Origin of the sequence: Croceicoccus sp. Ery15, from assembly GCF_020985305.1 — a bacterium.
Lineage (GTDB): Bacteria > Pseudomonadota > Alphaproteobacteria > Sphingomonadales > Sphingomonadaceae > Croceicoccus.
In genome coordinates this window covers 502,124-517,933 of the sequence record NZ_CP087588.1, presented here as the reverse complement: position 1 = coordinate 517,933, position 15,810 = coordinate 502,124, and the positions used below count along the sequence as shown (strand labels likewise).

The window sequence follows — 15,810 nt, the reverse complement described above, 5'->3', positions numbered from 1 at the left end:
CATCCCATAAGATGAAGCCCAAATCCTCAAGCTCCAAAAAGCCCGCCGAACAGGTGGTAAAGGACATCCGCCGCAAGACCCGCCGACACTTCTCAGCGGAAGACAAGATCCGGATCGTGCTCGATGGGCTACGAGGCGATGACTCCATTGCCGAGCTTTGCCGCCGCGAGGGTATCGCCCAGAGCCTGTATTACACTTGGTCCAAAGAGTTCATGGAGGCTGGCAAGCGTCGCCTCGCCGGTGACACGGCCCGCGCTGCGACCACGGACGAGGTGAAGGACCTGCGCCGTGAGGCCCGCGACCTGAAGGAGTGCGTGGCCGACCTCACCCTGGAGAACCGCTTGCTCAAAAAAGCATGATCGCGGATGGGGGAGGCGACGAATGAGATACCCCGCATCCGAGAAGCTCGAGATCATCCGGATCGTCGAGCAATCGCACCTGCCCGCCAAGCGCACGCTGGACCAGCTCGGCGTTGCTCGCCGGACCTTCTACCGCTGGTATGATCGCTACCTTGAAGGCGGGCCCGAAGCGCTGGCAGACCGGCCATCGACGCCGAGCCGGGTGTGGAACAGGATCGCGCCCGAGGTTCAGGATCAGATCGTCGACATGGCTCTGGAACACAGCGAGCTATCGCCGAGAGAGCTGGCGGTGCGCTTCACCGACGAGAAGCGCTACTTCGTGTCCGAAGCCACGGTCTACCGCCTGCTCAAGGCCCACGACCTCATCACCAGCCCGGCCTATACGGTGATCAAGGCGGCAGAGGCGTTCCACACGAAGACCACGCGCCCGAATGAGATGTGGCAGACAGACTTTACCTACTTCAAGATCATCGGGTGGGGCTGGATGTATCTGTCGACCGTGCTCGACGATTACTCGCGCTACATCATTGCATGGAAGCTCTGCACCACCATGCGAGCCGAGGACGTCACTGACACGCTCGATATGGCGCTAGCAGCCTCAGGCTGCGATCACGCCAACGTGCTGCACAGGCCCCGCCTGCTCAGCGATAATGGCCCCAGCTACATCGCTGGCGAACTGGCCGAATACATCGAGGCCAACAAGATGAGCCACGTGCGCGGCGCACCCTTCCACCCACAGACCCAAGGCAAGATCGAGCGCTGGCACCAGACCCTGAAGAACCGCGTGCTGCTAGAGAACTACTTCCTGCCCGGCGATCTCCACCAGCAGATCGAGGCCTTCGTCGAGCATTACAACCACTGCCGATACCACGAGAGCCTCGACAATGTGACACCTGCCGATACCTACTTCGGCAGGGCTCCTGCCATCATCAAACGAAGAGAAAGGATCAAGCGAAAGACACTCGAACATCGGCGCTTGCAACACCGCAGGCTCGCCGCCTAACATCAAACCTCAGACGAGGCCCGCACTCCGCAAACCTACGCCGCGAGTTGTGCCAAATGTTCTGACGACGGACACTTTGATCTTGCGGGAAACTACGCGCTTACGGAAAAGTTCTCCCTCTTTGCGCGCGTCGATAACCTTTTCGATGACCAGTACGCAGTCAGTCGGCGCCCATTCGGTTTGCGGCCGGGTGTCCCCCGTCGGTTCGTGGGCGGAGCTCGGGTCAGCTTCTAACCTCCACGGGAGACCTGAGGTGATGTTCCTCGCGGCTGTCAATGATGCCGTGTCGCTTCGGGCTTCAGTGAAACCAAAAGCCGGCATCCGGGGAATGTGCAACGAATTTCCGGGATACAAACCTTGCAGACGGTGATTGACTTGAACTCCGAGGGGTGTCGGACTATTCGGTCACGGTGAAGTTGATCCGCGTCCTGACTTTGATTTGTTTTAGCTTAGGGCGTAGACTCATTAGCGGCGATCCATAGGCGTGTGCAGAAGAGCTTGATGGCAGCGAGGAAGTTATCGCTTCGTTTGTCGTATCTGGTGGCCAAGCCTCTGGCGTTTTTGAGTTTCCCGAAGAAACGCTCGACCAGATTACGGTAGCGATACAGGAAGCTGCTGAACGCGAAGCCTTTGCGACGATTGCGCTTGACTGGGATGTTGGCGAAGCCACCCTGCGCGGTGATCTGACTGCGAATGGCATCGCTGTCATAAGCCTTATCGGCGAGAAAGGTGGTGGCGTTCGGCACGGCGGCCAGCAGCCTCTCGGCCTCACGGCAATCGCTCGCCTGGCCTTCGGACAGATGCAGTTGGATCGGCAGGCCGCGACCATCAACCAGGGCATGGATCTTGGTTGTCAAACCGCCCCGGGAACGTCCCATGCAGCGATTTGGGTCCCCCTTTTTAGGGTCGCACCGTGCTGGTGGACCCGGATGGAAGAACTGTCGATCATGACCAACTCGCCGTCGAAGGCTTGGCTCACCGCTTCGAGAAGGCGGTCCCACACACCGGCTTTGCGCCAGCGCACGAAACGGTTGTAGCAGGTGGTATGTGGGCCATAGCGCTCGGGAATATCAGCCCAAGGACTGCCCGTGCGAAAGCGCCACAATATCCCGTCGATGACCCGCCGGTCATCCACACGCGGAACCCCGCGAGGCTTGTTCGGCAACAACGGCTCGATCACCAGCCACTCATCATCGGTCAGTTCAAATCTACGACGCGTCATCCAAAGCTCCTTCCCGAAGCCTTGAATCAACCGCGCCCGCGCCGCGCAAGTCAGTTTATGAGTTTACGGCCTAGAGGTTGCCATGGCCACGGCGAGCGGGCCTGTAAATTCGATCGCGAGCGCAATTCCCAAAGGGATGAATTGCAAGGCCCCGTAGATCGCCAGATTCATCCCGGCGAGACACAGGCCGTAGAGCAACAATGCCCGCCAATTGCCTTTCAGCGAAAGCCGCCAAGGTCGAAATACCAAGGCCATCACAACTGCCGCAAAACCCAGACGCAACGCTGATGCTCCGAAAGGCCCCACAAGGGGAACAACTGCTTGGCGATCGTCGCTCCGCCGCTGATACATATCATCGCGACCAGCATGGCGCCGATGGCGATGAGTTTTTCCGAGATTCCGGTGGTTAGACTTCTGATTTTTTCCATGGCTGTATCTTAGCCTCGGCCGACATCAATCGTGATCGAAGTTGAACCATTCGCGATAAAGTTTATCGGTAAGATCATGCCTTCCGCAAAATCCGATCTCGACGGGTTCGACCTGCATCTGCTGGAGCTTTTGCAACGGGATTCGCGCCAGCCAGTCGCGGCGCTTGCCGAGGCAGTCGGCCTGTCCCCTCCGGCCTGCTACCGGCGGATCAGGCGCTTACGGGAAACGGGCGCGATCGAAGGCGAGGTTGCGATCGTGAAGCCCACGACGCTGGGCTGGAACCTGTCGGTCTTGGTCACAGTCACGCTCGACCGCGAGGACGGTCCGACGATCCGCGACCTGATGACAAAGATCGTGAGTCACTCACAAGTTGTCGATTGCGCCAATGTAACGGGAGAGATCGACCTGATCGTTCGTATGGTGGCACGCGACATGGAGCACTACGACGATGCCGCGATAGAGCTGTTCGCCACAGACGAGCGCGTTCGCAGTTTCAAGACATTCGTCGTCATTCGCGAAATGCATTCGACCGCCACGTCCTTGAAGTGAGCTGCGAGAGGTAATCCTGAACAGTCCGGTTATCGACAGCGGCATTTGCCATGCGCCATGCTATGGTGAATGTATGTCTTTGCTGGAAAATCTGGGAGTTTCGCTTCCCATCGTACAGGCACCGATGGCGGGCGTATCCACTCCGCGACTGTGTGCTGCCGTCAGCAATGCGGGGGCGCTGGGATCGATAGGCGTGGGAGCGACCGACGACGCTGGCGCCCGTGAGATGATCGCAGGCGTGCGGGCACTCACAGCCAGGCCGTTCAACGTCAACGTCTTCGTCCATCAACCGGCGCAGCGCAACATTGCCCGCGAAATGGCGTGGATCTCGGCAATGACGCCACTGTTCGACAAATACCGTGTACAGCCCCCGACAGAGCTTCGTCCGATCTACAAAAGCTTCGTCGAGGACGACGACATGCTGGCCCTCCTGATCGAGACAGCGCCTGCCGTTGTCAGTTTTCACTTCGGCCTGCCCGATGCCGCACGCATCAGCGCACTTAAGGAGGCCGGTTGTCTGTTGCTGGCGACTACCACAAATCTTGAAGATGCGGTTGCCGCAAGAAATGCTGGGATCGACGGGGTTGTGGCACAGGGATGGGAAGCGGGCGGCCATCGCGGAGTGTTCGATCAGGACGCGCCTGACAGTCGGCTTGGTACGATGGCACTCACCCGCCTGCTGGTGCAGCAATGTGGGCTGCCGGTCATCGCAGCAGGAGGAATCATGGATGGCCAGGGCATCCGTGCCGCGCTTGACCTGGGTGCGATCTCTGCCCAGTTGGGCACCGCTTTCGTCGCCTGTCCCGAAAGCAGCGCTGATGCCGCATATCGCAAGGCCTTGGCTAGTCCGTCTGCAATGAACACAGTGATGACCTCCGCCATTTCCGGACGGCCAGCACGAGGATTGCCCAACAAGTTTACGCAATGGGGCAGCATCGTTGGCTTGCCGCATCCCGGCTATCCAATGACTTATGACGCGGGAAAGGCGCTGATCGCCGCAGCCAAGGCAACTGGCGAGACCGGATACGCCGCTCAATGGGCAGGACAAGGCGCACCATTATCTCGCAATTTTCCGGCAGCCGATCTCGTCAAGATTCTAAGTGCGGAACTCCAATCCGGAATTCGCTAACAGAGCTGCAGTTCCGCGAGACGGATCAAAATTTCGCAAGCTGCCGTCCATTCATTCGTTCTGAGGTGAACCCACAGACAACACCGAACGACATCTTTGATAAAAATAATCTATTTTCTAGATACACTTAGCTCTCAACCTGGCAAGAGGAAGCTGCTGAAAGGTCCAGTTCGGGTGATAATGCAGCGTGTTGCTCAGGGCTTATGTAGCGTCACCGCATCCAGCGTGTCGCCATTCGCGGTAAATGACCGATAGACCAGTTCGTCACCGTTCACATCGATCAGTTGAAAACTCTGCGTACGTGATGCCGATCTATGCGCCCAATCCAGCTTGCCTACCTCGTACATCTTGGGCCCCGCGACCGATACGACATAGGTTGCGCCCTCGCCATCATCGGCGGGGCCATTTGCGTCGATAGAGCCGCGTGCATAGCCGTGATCGTGACCCTGCAGCACCAGATCGACGCCATACTTGTCGATTAATGGTTTCAGCGCAGCGCGTATTTTGGGATTGTCACGGTCGGGTTCGCTGGAAAACAGCGGGAAATGCAGGAAAATAACAGTCCAGCGATTGGGGTTGTCGACCAGTAAACCTTCCAGCCATGCCAGCGTTTCGGCCCGCGCCTCATCATTCCTGTCAAGCTGGGGGGAATCGATCGAAATCAGGCGAAGCCCTTGGTAATCGGTGTGCCAGTAGGTCTCGGCTCCGTCTTCCAGCCCCGCCGGTCCGTTTTCGGGCAGAGTGAATTGACGGCGCCACTGGCCGGTCACGGAAGAACCTGCGGCCGCGACCTCGTCCTTGCCATATTCGTGATTGCCGGGCGTCGGCATCTGCGGCGTCTGGGCATAATGAAAACCGCCCGCTGCGAACCATTCGCCCCATTCACGGTCGGAATTATGGCGATTGATCAGATCGCCCGCGTGGATCACAAATGCCGCTTCGCCCCCCATGCGAAACGCCATGCGCAAGGTCCGCGATGCCTCGGACAATACATTGTTCTGCATGTCGCCCAGATAGATAAAGCTGAACGGCTTGAGCGTTTCGGAACCGGTGCGGAACTGGAACCACTCCGACCAGTTCGTCCCGTCGCCCACACGATAGGCATAGACAGTTTCGGGCTGAAGATCGCGCAACACCGCTGAATGATAGGCCGCGCTAAAGGCGGGGTTTTCCTGCACCGCATAGGTCGCGTCATCGGTCACTGCAGCAACGACCATCGGGCTTTTCGCGAAATCCGGCCCTGCCGTCGCGACCGCAAATTCGACCTTGCCGACAAGGCCGGGGGCGCTGCGCCAGCTTATTGCCATTTCATGCGCCGTATCCTCGGTCAGATTCAGGATTATACGCTCTGGTGCGACGGTTGCGGGTGCAAGTGCAGGCTGTGCGGTATCTTGCGCCGTCACGGGGACGGCGCAGGTGAACAACATGCTGGCGGCGAAAAGATATGGCAAAGCCGGTTTCATCTTGCTCGCTCCGTTCAGAAGATCAGGTTCAAGCCGAGCGACATCGACCGCCCGTTCTTGATATAAGCGCGGCTCGCCCCTTCGCCCGTCGACACGGTCTGCCAATAGGTGTGGGAATCGAACAGGTTCTGCACCTGAAACTGGACCGACGACTTTTCCATGAAGCTCTTCCGGAAAGTCAGGTCCACAAAGTCATATGCCTGTTCGTATGGATCGTTGCCGAAGTCGTTGATCCCGGCAAGGAACTTGGACTGATAGTTCCACGCGCCATAGATTTCCCAACCGTCGCGTTCCCAGAATATTTGCAGGTTCGCGATAGTTTCTGGTGTTTCCATAAGGGGCAGCGTGTAATCGTCAGGATGCCAGGACAGCCCCGTCTTCGCTTCCGACCGTTGAAGGGTAAGATTGCCCGCAAAGCCCAGCGAACCGAACACGCCCGGCAGCCAGTGCAGCAATTGCTGCGCGCTTATTTCAACGCCGTAAACCTTGGCCCATTCGCCATTGTTCGGCATCGTCACGACAACACCTTCGGGATTGATGTTAACCCCTGCCGTCCCGTCGCGGATATTGCTCGACGACGAACGGAACAGGAAATTGCTGATGTCCTTATAGAACACAGCGACCGAGTAGGCACCCGAACGACCTGCATAATGTTCCAGCGACAGGTCGAAATTGGTCGACGTCAAGGGCTTCAGATCGGGATTGCCCATCTCGATCCCGACCAGCACCCAGTCGCTCGTCGGGTTAAGCACGCCGTCACCATCGGGGTCCTGATCATAGGCATATTCGCGGGCGGAGCTCATGCGCGCGATATCGGGGCGGGCGAAGCTGGTCCAGACTGCGCCGCGCAGCTTGGTGCGATTGTCGAAATCGTAATTGACATGAACCGAAGGCAACCAGTTGGTAAAACTGGACCGGTCGTTGGCGAAACGTTCGCCCAGCACCGGATCGATATTCCACGCATCGATGGTATTGCGGGTATTCTCCATGCGAAGCCCCGCGATCAGCTGTGCCCTGCCGATTTGCGCCGTTCCCATCATATAGGCCGAGATCACACGCTCGTCGAAATGGAAGCTGTCCTCGTCCGACAAATCGGCTTGCGAGGGATCGACAGCGAAACCGTCGAACAGGCTGCTCTCGCCGCTTTCGGCGCGCTGCAGTTCGTCCATCATCGCATCATTGTCCAGCGTTACGCCCAGCCGATAATCGCCGCTATAGGCGCCGCCGAACAGGCTGGTAATTTCCTTGCCGTACAGGCTGGAAAAATCCGCCAGAGTGCCATCGGCATTCAGGTCGAGAAACGAGCCTTCGTAGGTTCGGCGGCGCGAGTTGTAGTACTTCGCTCCCGTCTTCACCGTGTCCAGCAGGCCGCCGCCGAGTTCCCATTCAAGGTTGAACTGGGCCTGCCACAATTTTTCGTTCGAACCGCCGACTTCGCCTTCGAGCCCGCTGAAATTATATTCGGCCGGGTCCTGCACCCCGGCCAGACCCGCATCGTTCAACAACCATTTCGGAAAGCGCGCATCCTCGGCAGCCGAAAACAGCACGCCCTTGTTGCCACGCCAGCCATATTTGTCGCTGCGGAATTCCAGCTCATACCCGTCGTCCAGATTGTCCTCGGACTGCGAATAGGATAGGTCGTAGTCAACCGTAATGGCGTTAAAGCGCGATACGCCGCCGAAATTGGCCGATCCCAGCGTACCGGTTTCGTTGGATCCTTCCCAAAATCGGCGAAGGCGGAAGCCTTGCGGGTCCCATTGTCCCGAACTGCCGACAAGACTATAAGTCGAGCGGGCGGAACGGTCGGCATCGGTGATGATCCCATCACCGTCGCGATCCACGATCTGGCCGGTAGTATAGGCATAGATGCGACCCAGTGCATCGTCATAGCCGACGATATTATCCTCGGGCTGAAGCAAGTCGGTTTGACCGGCGTCCACCTGCGACAGGCGGGTCGAATTACGCGTGGTATCGTTGCGGAAATTCAGCCGGTTCAGGAATTCGGTCTGGCGATATTCATTGTACTGGCCGCGCAAATGGAAATCGTGGTTCTCCGAACGGAAGTCCACGCTGGAGTTCACGCCCCAACGTTCCACCTCTGTATCGCCAAAGCCCAGATCCATGCCGCGTAGCACGAACCGGTTCGGGTCCCAGCCCAGTGTCTCGCTGTCTGCATACCATGTGTCGGGCTGGTTATCGCCGTCCACCCCGTTCTGTTCGAACTGCGATCGGCGCTTGCTCCAACTGCCTGAAACGAAAGCGCCGAAACTGTCCGAGAATTGACGCGATGCAGCGGCGGACACTTGCGCCGATTTGCGATCGTCGAACTTGTCAAGCATCCCGCCTTGGGCCGATAGGCGGAAATAGGTGGGGTCCTGATCAAAGGCCGTGGGAGTCGATATATCGACCGATCCGCCCAATGCGTCGCCATCGCGATCGGGAGTCAGCGTTTTGAAGACGGTGATTTCCTTGATCCCGTCCGGCGGCAATACTGACAGACGCACACCACGATAGAACACTTCGTCACGCGAACCCGCACCGCCAAGTCGCACGCCATTGATCGAATAATTGTTAAGTTCAGTCGATAGGCCGCGCACCGTGATGCGGTCACCCTCACCAGTCGTGGCATTACGTACGGCGTTCACGCCGGGCAGGCGCGCAAGCGATTCCGAGACATTATTGGCAGGCAGCTTGCCCATGTCGTCCGCGCTGACCGTATCTGAGATAACATCGGCATCGCGCTTTTTCTCGACTGACTCTTGCAGTGCCTCGAAATAGCCGGTGACGACAATGTCCTGCCCCTCCGGTCCAGTCACCTGTCCGGCACCGGTAGCGGCGTTCGACTGCGCGGCTTGAGCAAGCGTAGCGGCAGCTTCGGTAACGATAATCGTGCTGCCCTGCCGCTGCACCGCAACGCCCGCTCCGGATATGATCCGCTCCAGCGCAGCCTCGGCGGTGAGCGTTCCCGAAACGCCCGCACTGCGACGGCCGCGCAAGGTATCGGCCGATGCGGCGATCTGAATGCCGGTCGTGCGTGAATATTGGCGAAGCGCACTGGCCAGATCCTGCGCGGGAATGGCAAAGCTATAACTCTGCGCGGTAGCAGCATGGGCCGGCGCAAAGGCTGCAGTAAGCGGCATAGAGGCAAGCGAAAGAGCCAGCGCCGAAACGCCGCTGCGAATATGGTCTACGCGAAACATGGTTTTCCCCGTCTGAAAGCTCGAAAGCAGGGGGAAGACGCAGTTGCAACACAAAACCCGACAAAAAAGTTTTGTTACAAATATATGAATTTTCTATGTTATTTTTAAGACGGGCGGTGGACAACCTCAGCGACGGGAAAGAATATAGTGGTCGCCCTCTTCACGCCATGTCAGCCCGTGGATGGTCGCCAGCGTTTCCAGCATTTCCTCGGGCCGGTTCAAGCGGAAGCGGCCTGTAACCTGCAATTCGCCCAGCTCCGGTTCGGCCAGTTGTACGGCATGAGGGGAATTCCGGTTTAGCCGTTCGACCAGCCGGGACAAAGACGTGTCCTGCGCGTCGAACCAGCCGTCGATCCATGCAGGGCGCTGGCCCTCTACATCATCGAGGCTGCGGACGCGATTGGCACCAATGGCAAGACCACTGCCCGCCGGAAGTCGCCATTCACCATTGCCCGCCTCAACGCTCACCTCACCGCGGAACACACGGACTTCGCGCTCGCCGTCTTCGACAAGATCGATATCGAATGCAGTACCCAGCACGGCGACGCGGGCCGTGCCTGTATCTACCTTAAAGCCGCGCAGATTTTCATGCGCGACATCGAAAAAAGCGCCGCCACTCTCCATCGTCACGCGGCGGGACCATGGCGTGATCCGGGCACTTAGCCGCGAGCCGCCCGCCAACGTAACCGTCGACCCGTCGGGCAGGCTGATAGTGCGGTTCTCTCCAAGCGGCGCGCTATAGGCAATATCGGGAGCCATCACGCCTTGCGCCAGCGGAACGGCGACGATGGCGGCGGCGAAAGCAGCCGCGATTCCGGCCAGCCGATTGCCGCTCCACCTGCGCACCGCGCCAACGATTGGCGGTGCTGATATAGCCGCGCCGGTATCTGCGGATTCCGACAGATCATTGTCATTCAGCGGGACACCGGAATACAGCGCCTGTTCCAACGCGTCCGCATGCCACAGGGCCGAAAGGCGCGCATAACTTTCGGCATGGCGCGGATCCGCGACGATCCAGCAGTCGAATGCAGCGGCAATTTCGCTATCCTGTACCGGACGGCTCATCCGCTCGATCCAGACCGCAGCCTCGCTGTCGATATCGTGGGCTTTTTCCGTCTTCATTCAGACCATCCTGTCGGATCGATACCCGCCTTGTCCATAGCCCGGCGCAGATCGATCAGTCCGCGCGTGATATGTTTTTCCACCGCCTTCGCGCTCATGGAAAGATCGTCAGCGATAGTGCGGCAGGTTTCTTGCCGAACGCGCCTGCGCACCAGCACTTCGCGTCGCAGCGGCGGCATATTGTTCAGGCAACGTTGGAACACTTCCATTGCCCGACGGGAGTCAACTACGCGATCGGCCGACGGCCGATCGCAATTCCATTCAACATCGGGCTCACCGGCCAGTCTTGCCTCACCGCGGTACTGATCGATCAGCAGATTTTCGGCAATACGAAAGCCTAAGGCGAAAATACTCGCGATCTCCTTCTCGCGGCTGATAGTGAGAAGCCGGACCAGCGTCTCCTGTATTACATCGTCGATCAATTCCGGCCGCGCACCGCGGGCCCGCAGAAAAGTGTTTAGCCGGGCTTGTACGACCGCCCAGTCACGATCGTCCGGCGCATCGGCCAACACGTCACTTGAAAGTTCTTGCTGAGGCAATGTCAGTTTCCGCCGGAATGGATACGCGCCGGTAAGCAGGCCTCGTGACAAACGTATGAATGGATGATCAGCGAACAAGCTTCAAAGGAACTGGACAACAACTTTCGCTGGAGCCTCGGGTGCGAACTGTCGATCATTTGGCCGCCGGCCCGTCACGTCATTTCACTGGGTGGATCGCGCCAGGCAGTACATGCTGCGCTCCGCCATTTCCCCATTTGCGAACCTCCACGAGGCCCAGTTCATGCTCGCGCAGGACCGGACCAGACGTGGACCGGCGGCGGTTCGCAATGCCCTTCTAGCGGCGCTCAGCGTTTGCGACGAAGGGACCCTTTTCATCCACTTCGACGTCGAAAACTTTTACGGATCGATACGTCACGGTTGGCTGGAACGGGAATTGGGCCTCCCCAACGAAGTCATGCAGCGTCAAGTGCACACATGCGTCACGTCTTTCGGCACTGCGCGCCGGAAATAATAGCGCGCGCCGCGACGGAAGAGATACTGGTGTTTTGCAACGCGTTGCAGCATGGTGGAGAGCACTTGGAATGTAACAATTTATGTAACAGGCCATAGCGCCATAACCCTAAGTATTCCAAGGGCTTTCACGATTTCAACGGGTTAGGCTATATATGGCGGAGAGGGTGGGATTCGAAAACTCTACATTATGTACTGATTAACAAAGATTTTTATATTTCAATCCGCGTTTATGCCCCCAGATGTGTCCCCAAAGTTTTTGGACTTCGATGGACGTTTTGGGACAATCGGCTCACCCAAACGTCATAAAATTCTCTGATTCCGACATTCGATTAAACGAAGGGCTCGATTGTCGGCGTAACTGACGTAGCGTCCGGTAGCGCCGCACCTATTCCCGGTATCTCAGCGCCTTCAGCAGCAGACTGAAAGCCGATGATGGCTGGCGTCAGCCATGCGCATCTGCGGAACTAAAGAGTGGGCGCAGACGTCAATAAGCGACATCAGCAGCTGGAGACGCGCCCATGGATCACCACAAGCCCGCCGAAGGAAACTACAAGCGCTTCATGGCGATGGTGGGCACATCCACTGTCATCATGTTCGGCCTGATGTACCTCAATACCTATGCGCTCGATCATGTCATGTGGAGCGAGACGCGCTTCTGGATGATGTTCCTCATGGGCGCGGTGATGGCGGTCGTCATGCTGCTCTTCATGTGGCGCATGTACCGTAACACCGCAAAGAACTGGATCATCATCGGCATTGCCTGCGCTATCTTCGCACTCTCGCTCTTCCTCGTGCGCAGCCAAGTCACAGTCGATGACGAGGAATATATGTCCGCTATGATCCCGCATCATTCCATCGCGATTATGACCAGCGAGCGGGCGCAGATAAAGGATGTGCGCGTTCGCGCACTTGCCAATGGCATCATCCGCGCCCAGCGCAAGGAAATCGCCGAGATGAAATGGCTGATCGACGACATCGAAACGAATGGCATTGCCCAGACCCGCGAGGAAGGGTTTGAGAGGCCTGTGCCGAAGTTCGAAGGCCACCTGAACGAGAATGATTGGGATCCAGACCTCCCTAATGGCGGCGTCCGCGCTGTGGAATGACCCGATAGGCCTGGCTGCGCCCACTCTACTCCATGCCAGCCGAACCGTTCGGCATACCTGCTACAGCTGGGTCCCTTTCCCACTGAGGTCTTTCGCGAAGCAGGCGTTTGATCTCGGCCGTGGGAACATGTCCCTTAATGATCTGGCCGCAGAATTCCATCGTGTGCACCATGCAACTGCGACCGGTAGACTGCGGTTCGCCATCGCCCGTGTCATGAGCGTCTTTCCATAGCAGGTCTGCGAGCTTAGCGTGTGGCACTTGCCGTGAGATGGCCGCTGTCAATCATCTTCGACCGAATTGACGTGAATGGCCCTCCTGTCTTCCGACATGCTGTCGATGATCGGGCAGTCAGGCCGGTCATCACCGTGACAGGTTTGGGCGAGATGAACGAGGCTCGCACGCATGGCGGCCAGCGCCTCGACCTTGCGGCCCAGCTCGTCGGCCTTGGCCAGCGCCAGCGCCTTGACCTCGGCACTTGCGCGATGCTCGTCGCTCCACAGTGCCAGCAGCTCGCCAATCTCCTCGATCGAGAAGCCGAGGTCGCGAGCATTGGCGATAAAGCGCAAGCGGTTGACGTCGGCATCGGAATAATCGCGATAGCCGCTGTCGCGGCGCAGCGGCGCGGGGATCAGGCCGATCTTTTCGTAATGGCGGATCATCCGCTGCGTCACGCCGGTGCGCTGCGCTGCATCGCCGATGTTCACAGCCTTGCCGCCTTCAGCCGCAGCGAATTGCCGATCACGCTGACAGAGGACAGCGACATCGCCGCCGCTGCGATCACGGGGGACAGCAATATGCCGAAATGCGGATAGAGCACGCCCGCAGCCACCGGTACGCCCAGCGCATTATAGCCAAAGGCGAAGACAAGGTTTTGCCGAATGTTTGACATGACCTTGCGGCTCAGCGTCCGGGCGCGGGCGATGCCGGTCAGCTCGCCGCCCAGCAGCGTGATCCCTGCGCTTTCGATGGCGACATCGGTGCCCGACCCCATGGCGATGCCCACGTCCGCCGCTGCCAGCGCCGGGGCATCGTTCACCCCGTCGCCCGCCATGGCGACGACCTGCCCTTCTGCGCGCAGCCGTTCGACCACCGCGCTTTTTCGGTCGGGCAGGACATCGGCCTCGACCTCGTCAATGCCGAGCGACCTTGCCACCGCCTCAGCCGTGGTGCGGTTGTCGCCGGTCAGCATCAGCACGCGGATACCCTCTGCGCGAAGGGCCTTCAGCGCTTCAGGAGTCGTCGACTTGACCGCATCGGCGATGGCGATGACGGCGGCGACCTTGCCATCGGCGGCCATCAATATCGCACTCGCGCCATCCTGCCGGAGGTGATCGGCGTCCTGCGCCGCCAGATCGGGATCGACGCCGTTCTCGCGCAGGAAGGTCGCATTGCCGACCAGGATCCGCTTCCCCTCGACAATCGCGCGCGCGCCCTTGCCGCTGGGAGAAACAAAGTCGCTGGCTGCGGGCACAGCAAGGCCGCGCCGCGCAGCTTCGGCCATGATCGCCTGCGCGAGCGGATGTTCCGACGCCTGTTCGACCCCTGCGGCAAGGCGCAGCGCCTCGTCCTCCGCCAGATTGCCCAGCGTCACGATGCGGGTGACGGAAGGCTTGCCCTCAGTCAGCGTGCCGGTCTTGTCGACGACAAGCGTGTCGATTTTTTCCATCCGCTCCAGCGCCTCGGCATTCTTGACCAATATACCCTCCTCGGCACCTCGTCCCACGCCGACCATGATCGACATCGGCGTCGCAAGGCCAAGTGCACAGGGGCAGGCGATGATCAGCACGGCCACCGCTGCCACCAGCGCATGGGCAAGGCGCGGATCCGGCCCCCACAGGCTCCACGCGGCAAAGGCAAGCAGCGCCACGAAGAGGATCAGCGGCACGAACCAGCCCGCTACCTTGTCAGCAAGCCGCTGGATCGGCGCGCGCGAACGCTGGGCCTGCGCCACCATCTGCACGATGCGCGACAGTAGCGTCTCGCTGCCAAGCTTTTCCGCCACCATCACCAGCGAGCCGATGGTGTTAATCGTGCCGCCGATCACCGGGTCGCCCACCTGTTTGGAAACGGGCATGGATTCGCCGGTCACCATGGATTCGTCGATGGAAGAGGCCCCCTCTGCCACAGTGCCGTCGACTGGAATTTTCTCACCCGGCCGGATGCGCAGGCGATCGCCGACCTGCAGTTCGTCCAGCGCGACTTCCTCGTCGCCATCGGCACCGATCCGGCGCGCAGTTCGCGGCGCAAGGCCGAGCAGCGCCTTCAAGGCACCGGAAGTCCGCTCGCGGGCGCGCAGCTCAAGAACCTGCCCCAATAAGACCAGCACAGTGATAACCGCTGCCGCCTCGAAATAGACCGCGACGGAGCCATCGGCGGCGCGAAACGCATCGGGAAACAGGCCGGGGGCAAGTGTCGCCACCATGGAATAGGTCCAAGCCACCCCGGTCCCCAGCGCGATCAGGGTGAACATGTTGAGATTGCGCGTGGCAACCGATGCCGCGGCCCGCGTAAAGAACGGCCAGCCCGCCCACAGCACAACCGGTGTCGCCAGCGCCAGCTGCACCCAGACCGAGACATCCATCGGCACCAGATGGTGGATCGCGGGAAACACATGCCCGCCCATTTCCAGCAGGAACACCGGCAGCGCGAGCGCAAGGCCGATCCAGAACCGCCGCGTCATGGCGACCAGTTCCTCGTTCGGGCCGGCATCAGGGTCCACCATCTCAGGTTCAAGCGCCATGCCGCAGATCGGGCATGCCCCCGGATGGTCCTGACGCACCTCGGGGTGCATCGGGCAGGTCCAGATTGCTCCTTCGGGGGCGGGTACTTCGTCCGCCGGGTTCAGCCAGCGATCCGGATCTTCAATAAAATGCGTGCGGCAGCGGGCGCTGCAGAAATGATAATCATGCCCGTCATGCGTGGCGTGATGTGCCGTCGCCTCCGGATCGACCATCATCCCGCACACGGGATCGGTGACTTCCGCCCTGCCTGCCGCGGCATGATCGTGATTACAGTGGTGATGCTCATCCATCGGCTTATCTCCTTGCCGACGTATCATCTAAGGCTTGACATCATGTTAGGGTCAAGGAGGAAATTCTTATCATTTTAACCGCTGTCGCCGACAAACCGGTCATTCCTGCTCAAAAGTTCATTAGCTTAAATCTGCCGTTCGCCCATCTTTGCCTTTCTGGGCAATTTGGCCACCAATTGGCTT

The 15,810-nt window shown here is 59.3% G+C and carries 15 protein-coding genes; 4 read left to right on the top strand and 11 right to left on the bottom strand.

Annotated features, from left to right (window positions below; genetic code table 11):
- Positions 1-11: 11 nt before the first annotated feature.
- Positions 12-1,362 (top strand): IS3 family transposase gene (locus LOZ77_RS02635; protein WP_230280663.1). Its coding sequence is split into 2 segments (ribosomal slippage): positions 12-349 and positions 348-1,362, totalling 1,353 coding nucleotides; the frame shifts between segments, so codons are not numbered across the junction.
- 449 nt (positions 1,363-1,811) lie between these two features.
- Here the strand turns inward: LOZ77_RS02635 and LOZ77_RS02630 are convergent.
- The 3 genes from LOZ77_RS02630 to LOZ77_RS02620 all read right to left on the bottom strand — a co-directional run bounded on the left by LOZ77_RS02630 (position 1,812) and on the right by LOZ77_RS02620 (position 3,012).
- Positions 1,812-2,584 (bottom strand): IS5 family transposase gene (locus LOZ77_RS02630; protein WP_156170621.1). Its coding sequence is split into 2 segments (ribosomal slippage): positions 1,812-2,266 and positions 2,266-2,584, totalling 774 coding nucleotides; the frame shifts between segments, so codons are not numbered across the junction.
- Between the two features lie 63 nt (positions 2,585-2,647).
- A complete protein-coding gene (locus LOZ77_RS02625) occupies positions 2,648-2,839 on the bottom strand; it encodes a hypothetical protein (protein ID WP_230280662.1) in 192 nt (63 codons plus the stop codon).
- The gene (locus LOZ77_RS02620) at positions 2,839-3,012 is read right to left on the bottom strand and encodes a hypothetical protein (RefSeq protein ID WP_230280661.1); all 174 of its coding nucleotides are present in this window, start codon (positions 3,010-3,012) and stop codon (positions 2,839-2,841) included. The genes LOZ77_RS02625 and LOZ77_RS02620 overlap by 1 nt, the downstream gene beginning before the upstream one ends.
- A 76-nt stretch (positions 3,013-3,088) precedes the next feature.
- On the opposite strand from LOZ77_RS02620, the gene LOZ77_RS02615 reads away from it, so the two are divergent.
- Together LOZ77_RS02615 and LOZ77_RS02610 are read left to right on the top strand one after the other, a co-directional pair.
- Positions 3,089-3,562: an Lrp/AsnC family transcriptional regulator gene (locus LOZ77_RS02615; RefSeq protein ID WP_230280660.1), complete on the top strand. Its 474-nt coding sequence runs from the start codon at positions 3,089-3,091 to the stop codon at positions 3,560-3,562.
- A 73-nt stretch (positions 3,563-3,635) separates the two neighbouring features.
- Complete coding sequence (locus LOZ77_RS02610; protein WP_230280659.1) at positions 3,636-4,691, top strand: nitronate monooxygenase family protein; 1,056 nt, start codon at positions 3,636-3,638, stop codon at positions 4,689-4,691.
- Between the two features lie 194 nt (positions 4,692-4,885).
- Here LOZ77_RS02610 and LOZ77_RS02605 read toward each other — a convergent pair whose 3' ends face one another.
- The 5 genes from LOZ77_RS02605 to LOZ77_RS17910 all read right to left on the bottom strand — a co-directional run bounded on the left by LOZ77_RS02605 (position 4,886) and on the right by LOZ77_RS17910 (position 11,540).
- On the bottom strand, positions 4,886-6,154 hold the full coding sequence (locus LOZ77_RS02605) for a metallophosphoesterase family protein (protein ID WP_230280658.1): 1,269 nt from the start codon (positions 6,152-6,154) through the stop codon (positions 4,886-4,888).
- Positions 6,155-6,168: 14 nt separating this feature from the next.
- Positions 6,169-9,354, bottom strand: coding sequence for a TonB-dependent receptor (locus tag LOZ77_RS02600; protein WP_230280657.1), 3,186 nt, complete (start codon positions 9,352-9,354; stop codon positions 6,169-6,171).
- 126 nt (positions 9,355-9,480) lie between these two features.
- Positions 9,481-10,476 carry a FecR domain-containing protein gene (locus LOZ77_RS02595; protein WP_230280656.1) on the bottom strand — a complete coding sequence of 332 codons (996 nt, stop codon included), beginning with the start codon at positions 10,474-10,476 and terminating at the stop codon, positions 9,481-9,483.
- Positions 10,473-10,985, bottom strand: a complete 513-nt coding sequence (locus LOZ77_RS02590) for an RNA polymerase sigma factor (RefSeq protein ID WP_230280655.1) — start codon at positions 10,983-10,985, stop codon at positions 10,473-10,475. Before LOZ77_RS02590 ends, LOZ77_RS02595 begins: the two co-directional genes overlap by 4 nt.
- Before the next feature lie 453 nt (positions 10,986-11,438).
- Entirely contained in the window at positions 11,439-11,540 is a 102-nt protein-coding gene (locus tag LOZ77_RS17910; RefSeq protein WP_370638094.1) for a DUF6538 domain-containing protein, read from the bottom strand.
- 467 nt (positions 11,541-12,007) lie between these two features.
- On the opposite strand from LOZ77_RS17910, the gene LOZ77_RS02585 reads away from it, so the two are divergent.
- A complete protein-coding gene (locus LOZ77_RS02585) occupies positions 12,008-12,595 on the top strand; it encodes a DUF305 domain-containing protein (RefSeq protein ID WP_230280654.1) in 588 nt (195 codons plus the stop codon).
- A gap of 25 nt (positions 12,596-12,620) precedes the next feature.
- Here the strand turns inward: LOZ77_RS02585 and LOZ77_RS02580 are convergent, their stop codons facing one another.
- From LOZ77_RS02580 to LOZ77_RS02570, 3 genes are all read right to left on the bottom strand, one after another.
- Entirely contained in the window at positions 12,621-12,755 is a 135-nt protein-coding gene (locus tag LOZ77_RS02580; protein WP_230280653.1) for a DUF411 domain-containing protein, read from the bottom strand.
- A gap of 119 nt (positions 12,756-12,874) precedes the next feature.
- Positions 12,875-13,300, bottom strand: coding sequence for a Cu(I)-responsive transcriptional regulator (gene cueR / locus LOZ77_RS02575; protein ID WP_230280652.1), 426 nt, complete (start codon positions 13,298-13,300; stop codon positions 12,875-12,877).
- Entirely contained in the window at positions 13,297-15,627 is a 2,331-nt protein-coding gene (locus tag LOZ77_RS02570; RefSeq protein ID WP_230280651.1) for a heavy metal translocating P-type ATPase, read from the bottom strand. Before LOZ77_RS02570 ends, cueR begins: the two co-directional genes overlap by 4 nt.
- Positions 15,628-15,810: the final 183 nt, after the last annotated feature.